Origin of the sequence: Longimicrobium sp. (assembly GCF_036399255.1) — a bacterium.
GTDB lineage: Bacteria > Gemmatimonadota > Gemmatimonadetes > Longimicrobiales > Longimicrobiaceae > Longimicrobium.
In genome coordinates, this window is record NZ_DASWNM010000145.1 from 61,439 (window position 1) to 67,438 (window position 6,000).

Below are 6,000 nucleotides of genomic sequence, written 5' to 3' on the forward strand. Positions count from 1 at the left end.
CGGGATCGAATTCTCCCCCTCTCCGTGAGGAACGAGCGGGGAGAGGCCGGGGGGAGGGGCCCCTCGCGGGCGCCAGTTCGATGCCCGTCCCCGAACCCTGAACTGACGGCGATCCCCTCCTCGGACGCAGTGCGATCTTCTTCGTAGCGGAAAGTCTGCCGCTCACACCACCGCCGCCGCCGCGCGCCCCGCCGTCCGCCCGGAGAAGATGCAGCCGCCCAGAAAGGTGCCTTCCAGCGCGCGGTAGCCGTGCATCCCCCCGCCGCCAAAGCCCGCCACCTCGCCCGCCGCGTAGAGCCCGGGGAGCGGCAGGCCGTCGTCGCGCAGCACGCGGGCGCTCAGGTCCGTCTGCAGGCCGCCCAGCGTCTTGCGGGTCAGGATGCTGAGCCGCACCGCGATCAGCGGGCCGGCCGCGGGGTCTAGGATGGGGTGCAGCTTGGCCACGCGGATCAGCCGGTCGCCGCGGTAGGCGCGCGCGCCGCGCATGGCCGTGATCTGCGCGTCCTTGCCGAACTCGTTGTCCAGCTGCCGGTCGCGCGCCACGATCTGCGCCTGCAGCTCCGCGAAGTCGATGCGCGGCTCGTCCGTCAGCGCGTTCATCCCCCGCACCAGCTCCGCCAGCGACGGGGCCACCACGAAGTCCGCGCCCTTCTGCTTGAAAGCCTCTACCGGGGGCGGCGCGCCCGGCAGCACCCGGCTGAGCACCTTGCGCACGCTCTTCCCCGTAAGGTCGGGGTTCTGCTCGCTGCCGCTGAGCGCGAACTCCTTTTCGATGATCTTCTGCGTCAGCACGAACCAGGTGTAGTCGAACCCGGTCTTCGCGATGTGCTCCAGCGTGCCCAGCGTGTCGAAGCCGGGAAAGAGCGGCGGGGGCAGCCGCCGCCCCAGCGCGTCGAACCACAGCGACGACGGGCCGGGAAGAATGCGGATGCCGTGCATGGGCCAGAGCGGATCCCAGTTCTGAATCCCCTCCGTGTAGTGCCACATGCGGTCGGGGTTGATGATGGTGCCCCCCGCCGCCCGGCTGATCTCCAGCATCCGCCCGTCCACGTGCGCGGGCACGCCGCTGATCATCCGCTTGGGCGGCTCGCCCATCCGCTTTGGCCAGTTCTTCCGCACCAGCTCGTGGTTGCCGCCGATGCCGCCGGAGGTGACGATGACCGCCTGCGCCCGCAGCGCGAAGTCGCCGGTCACGTTGCGCGTGGACGGCTTTCCCCGCGCGGCGTCGCACGGGTCCAGCACCGCGCCGTGCACGCCGTCCACCGCGCCGTCCGTCACGCGCAGCCCGTCCACGCGGTGGCGAAAGCGGATGGAGACCAGGCCGTCCTTCTCCGCCTGTCGAACGCGGCGGATGAACGGCTCCACCACGGCCGGCCCCGTGCCCCAGGTCACGTGAAAGCGCGGGACGGAGTTGCCGTGGCCGATGGCCCCGTATCCGCCCCGCTCCGCCCAGCCCACGACCGGGAACCAGCGGACGCCGCGCTCGTACAGCCACGCGCGCTTTTCCCCCGCGGCAAAGTCCACGTACGCCTCGGCCCAGCGCTTGGGCCACACGTCCTCGTCGCGGTCGAAGCCGGCCGTGCCCATCCAGTCGGTGAGCGCCAGGTCGCGGCTGTCCCGGATCCCCATCCGCCGCTGCTCCGGCGAATCCACCAGGAACAGCCCGCCGAACGACCAGAACGCCTGTCCGCCCAGCGACTGCTCGGGCTCCTGCTCCAGCACGATCACCCGCTTTCCCGCATCCGCGAGCTCCGCCGCCGCGACCAGCCCGGCGAGGCCCGCGCCGACGATGATGACGTCCGCGTCGTGGGTCATGGTTCCGTGGATTTCCGTCTCGGTGGGAATGCCGTCCGCGGTGGACTGGGCGCGCGCACGTACACTGCGTTCACGCCCCGCCCGCGTCAATGCGCGGAGGTGCGCCGGGCGCGGATTTCACGGCGGATGCGGATGACGAGCACGCCGAAGGCAAAGAAGAACAGCGCGTCCATCAGGAACGCGCCGGGGCGAAAATCGTCCTCGCCCACGCCGATGGCGTTGGGGACGGAGACCTGCGGGTTGTCCACCATCCACGGAAACGGAAAGCCGGCGCCGAGCACGGGGACCGCGCACGGCGCCGGGGTGGTGCACCATCCTTCGCCCTCCACCATCCGCTCCGGCCCCACCTGCTGGTACCCGGCCGATGCGGCGGCGAGGACGAACGCGAGCGCGGTGAGGGCCAGGGCGGTGCGGACGCGCATCCGCGGGATCAGCCGGGGGTGTGGGCGGTCGCGGCGGCGCAGGACGGATCGGTGAAGCGGATCACCGTCCCCACGAAGTGCGAGGCGGCGGTCTCGGTCGCAACGGCGGCGTGCTCGGAGACGGGGATCACCAGCGTGCCGCCGGGCTCCGTGCGCTCGCCGAACGCGATGATGGCGTCGCCGCCCATCTCGCGGGCGCGGCGGCGCATGGCGTTCGCGATCTCGTCCGGCGAATGCGTGGGCAGCCGGCGTCGGCCCGTCAGCCGGCCGATCTCCTCGAACGCGCAGGCAGGCCGGGTGTGCTCGTAGATGCGCATCACCCCGGCATCCGCGCGCGCCTCGGGGAGCGGCACGTACGCGGCGGACTGCACCGACGGGCCGCACGCGGCGGCGGCCAGGGCAAGGACGAGCAGGGGGGCGTACGTACGCATGGAAACCTCCGGGTGGGGCGGGGAATCACGAGGCGAAGTGTCCGTCCATGGCAGCAAGCGAGGGGCCATCCGCGCGGTGCAAAGTCATCCGTTTCCGCCGCTTCACCTTACGCCTTTTGCGGCATCCATTGCACCGCATCGTGCGTCCATGTTCCAGGACACCCGACGCGGCGAATGGACGATCATCCGCCCTCGTATGACCCGACGCTCTGTACCCCCTATTCCAATCCGCTGTCCGGGGAGGCTGGTGGACCTGCCGCGCGCACCCACGGTTTCGGTCAGGGGAGGGGGGTGGCGTAAGCGGTGGCAGTCGCACCCGGGCGGATGGTGAAGCCCGACGAGCAGCCCGCGGAAATCGTCCCAGGTGCGCGACTGACGTACCACCCGGGTCAATCCGTCCCACACGGAAATTCGTGGGGCACGCCATCACTTGCGTCGTCCAACAGGGCGTCCGCCCACGCATCAGCCTCCACCTCGCGTGCTGAATCGGCAGCCATCTGCGCGTATTCGCTGGCGAGATCCGATTCTGCTATGGACATACAAAATCTCCTCTGTCAGCTGGATGAGGATGGGTCCGCGTAGAAAAGACGCCGAACCTCACGATCCCACGCCGGCGCCGTGCAGGTCCGAGAGCATCCGTTCCGCGGCGTCGGGGGCAAGGGGGTGGGAGAAAAGGTACCCCTGGCCAAAGCGGCATCCCATCCCCTGCAGCGCCTGCGACTCCTCGTCCGTCTCGACCCCTTCGGCCACCGTCTCCAGCTGCAGGCTGCCGGAGAGCGAGATCACCGTCTGGATGACGGCCACCAGCGCCGGGTCCAGGTGCATGTCGTGAACGAAGGAGCGGTCGATCTTCAGCGTGTCCAGCGGCAGGCGGTGCAGGTACGCCAGCGACGAGTACCCCGTGCCGAAGTCGTCCACCGCCACGCGGATCCCCGTCTCGCGCAGCCGGTGCAGGATCTGCCCCACGGCGGCGGGATCGTCCATGATCACGCTTTCGGTGATCTCCAGCCGCAGCCGGTCGGGGGGAAAGCCCGTCTCGCGCAGCACCTCCTGGATCTCCTGCACCAGCTGCGGGTGCAGGAACTGGCGGCTGGACAGGTTCACGCTCAGCCACAGCGGCTCGCTGAGGGCGTACGCGCGGCGCCACTCCTCCATCTGCCGGCACCCCTCGCGCAGCGCCCACCGGCCGATGGACATGATCATCCCCGTCTGCTCGGCCAGGGGGATGAAGTCGTCGGGCGAGCGCAGGCCGCGGACCGGGTGCTGCCAGCGCAGCAGCGCCTCGAAGCCCACCAGCTCGCGGCTTTCCATCACCACGATGGGCTGAAAGTGCAGCCGCAGCTGGTCCTGCTCCAGCGCGTCGCGCAGCTGGCTTTCCAGCTCCAGCTGCTCCAGCGAGCGGGCGTGCAGCTCCGCGTCGGCGATCTCGAAGCGGGCGCGGCCGCGGCCCTTGGCCCGGTACATGGCCGCGTCGGCGTCGCGCAGCACGTCCTCGGGCCGCCCCAGGCCAATGGAGCTGAGCGCGATCCCCACGCTGGCCGTCACCAGCACCTGCTGCCCCGCCGCGTCGAACGGGCGCGCCAGCTCGTGCTGAATGCGGTGCGCCAGCGCCGAGGGGTTGGCCACGTCGTGCGCCAGCAGCGCGAACTCGTCGCCGCCCAGCCGCGCCACCGTGTCGCCGTGTCGCAGGCACGCCTCCAGCCGGCGCGCCACCGCCACCAGCACCTGGTCGGCCGCCACGTGCCCCACGCGGTCGTTGATGACCTTGAAGCGGTCCAGGTCCATGAAGAACACCGCGAAGTGCTGCTCGGGGTGCCGCTGCGCGTAGGCGATGGCCCGCTCCAGCCGGTCCAGGAACAGCCCGCGGTTGGGCAGCCCCGTCAGCGAGTCGTGCAGGGCGTCGTGCACCAGCTGCTGCTCGAAGCGCTTGCGCTCCGACACGTCGGTCAGCGAGCCCGCCATGCGCACCGTGGCTCCGTGGCGGTCCACCACGCGCACGCCCCGCAGCACCACCCAGCGGTACTCCTCATCCTCGTGCGCAATGCGGTGCTCGCACTCGAACAGGCTTCCCGCGGGCTCGCCGGGGCGGGTGAGCTCCGCGTGCACCCGCCGCCGGTCGTCGGGGTGGATGCGCGCGAACCACGCCGCCGGGTCCGTCCCCATCTCCCGGCCTCCCATCCCCACGATCTCCGCCCAGCGCGGCGAAAAGTAGACGGTGCCGGCGCGCAGGTCCCAGTCCCACAGCCCGTCGTGGGCGCCCAGCGCGGCAAGGGCGTAGCGCTGCTCGCTGTGCGCCAGCTCCCGTTCCGCCCGCAGCCGGTTGCGGACGACCACGAAGAACAGCACCAGGATGACCACCAGGTAGCTGCCGAACAGCAGCGGGCTCAGCCGCGGATCGGGGACCAGCGCGGCCACGGCGGCCACCCCGCCCAGCGTGAGCGCGCCGTACGCGGCCAGCGCGCGGGGGCTGGGAAACAGCACGCTGATGACGGCGCAGATCACCACCAGCCCCAGCGCGTACTCCGGCGCAAACTGGTTCAGCAGCAGCAGGTACGTCACCCAGCCGGTGATGACGCCGAACAGCGCGTACATCGCGCGCAGCAGCAGGGGCCGCCGCTGCCCGAACGACAGGGCCACCACCACCAGGCACACGGACGCCACCACGAAGCGGTACGCCCAGGGATCCACCGGGCTGGGGAGCACGGCGCGGTACACCAGCCCAAAGGCCAGCACCGGCACCGTCGCCAGCGCCGCCACCAGGCGATAGGTAAGCACCTCTTTTTCCGCGATGGTCCCCGGATTGGCGGCGCGGTGCGGGAGGTGGAGATGGTGTGGCATGCAGCGGGTGTGCGGGAGCCTGCGGAGCGGACGGTGGAGAGGTTCCACCGCGGCGGGGAGGTGCTGCGGGATCTGCAACGGGTGTTGGATGCAGAACGGTAAAGGCGCACCGGCCGGAGGGCAAGCGGAACGGCTGGATTTTCACCCTCCCGCCCCGACTCCGCCATCGCGTTTCGTGAACGAGTGAACGGGTGAAGGGGTGAAGGGGTGAAGGGGTGAACGGGCGGGCTCGTCGCGACCCGCGGGCGCCCCCTCCGCTCGCTTAGGCTCGCACCTCCCCCGAAACTGCCGGGGGAGGTTGGGTGGGGGCTACGTGCGGAGCGGCTTCGGAAGGGGTGGAGCGGGATGATGGGCGGCCCCCTCTCCCGGCCTCTCCCCCGCAAACTGCGCGGGGGAGAGGTAACGCGCTCGACGGGTCGTCCGGAGCGGGATCGAATTCTCCCCTCTCCGTGAGGAACGAACGGGGAGGGGCCGGGGGAGGGGCACCCCGCCGA

Annotated in this window: 4 protein-coding genes; all 4 read right to left on the reverse strand. The window is 71.0% G+C overall.

Features of this window, described 5'->3' with window-relative positions:
• Positions 1-162: 162 nt before the first annotated feature.
• Positions 163-1,815 carry an FAD-binding dehydrogenase gene (locus VGC13_RS28005; RefSeq protein WP_331128628.1) on the reverse strand — a complete coding sequence of 551 codons (1,653 nt, stop codon included), beginning with the start codon at positions 1,813-1,815 and terminating at the stop codon, positions 163-165.
• An 86-nt stretch (positions 1,816-1,901) separates the two neighbouring features.
• Positions 1,902-2,237, reverse strand: a complete 336-nt coding sequence (locus VGC13_RS28010; RefSeq protein ID WP_331128629.1) for a hypothetical protein — start codon at positions 2,235-2,237, stop codon at positions 1,902-1,904.
• An 8-nt stretch (positions 2,238-2,245) separates the two neighbouring features.
• Entirely contained in the window at positions 2,246-2,668 is a 423-nt protein-coding gene (locus tag VGC13_RS28015) for a hypothetical protein (RefSeq protein WP_331128630.1), read from the reverse strand.
• A 597-nt stretch (positions 2,669-3,265) separates the two neighbouring features.
• On the reverse strand, positions 3,266-5,506 hold the full coding sequence (locus tag VGC13_RS28020; RefSeq protein ID WP_331128631.1) for a GGDEF and EAL domain-containing protein: 2,241 nt from the start codon (positions 5,504-5,506) through the stop codon (positions 3,266-3,268).
• Positions 5,507-6,000 lie beyond the last annotated feature (494 nt).

Excerpts from the sequence above, each read along its gene's own strand:
- VGC13_RS28005 (WP_331128628.1), bottom strand. The coding sequence starts at position 1,815 with ATGACCCACGACGCGGACGTCATCATCGTCGGCGCGGGCCTCGCCGGG.
- VGC13_RS28020 (WP_331128631.1), bottom strand. The coding sequence starts at position 5,506 with ATGCCACACCATCTCCACCTCCCGCACCGCGCCGCCAATCCGGGGACC.
- VGC13_RS28015 (WP_331128630.1), bottom strand. The coding sequence starts at position 2,668 with ATGCGTACGTACGCCCCCCTGCTCGTCCTTGCCCTGGCCGCCGCCGCG.
- VGC13_RS28010 (WP_331128629.1), bottom strand. The coding sequence starts at position 2,237 with ATGCGCGTCCGCACCGCCCTGGCCCTCACCGCGCTCGCGTTCGTCCTC.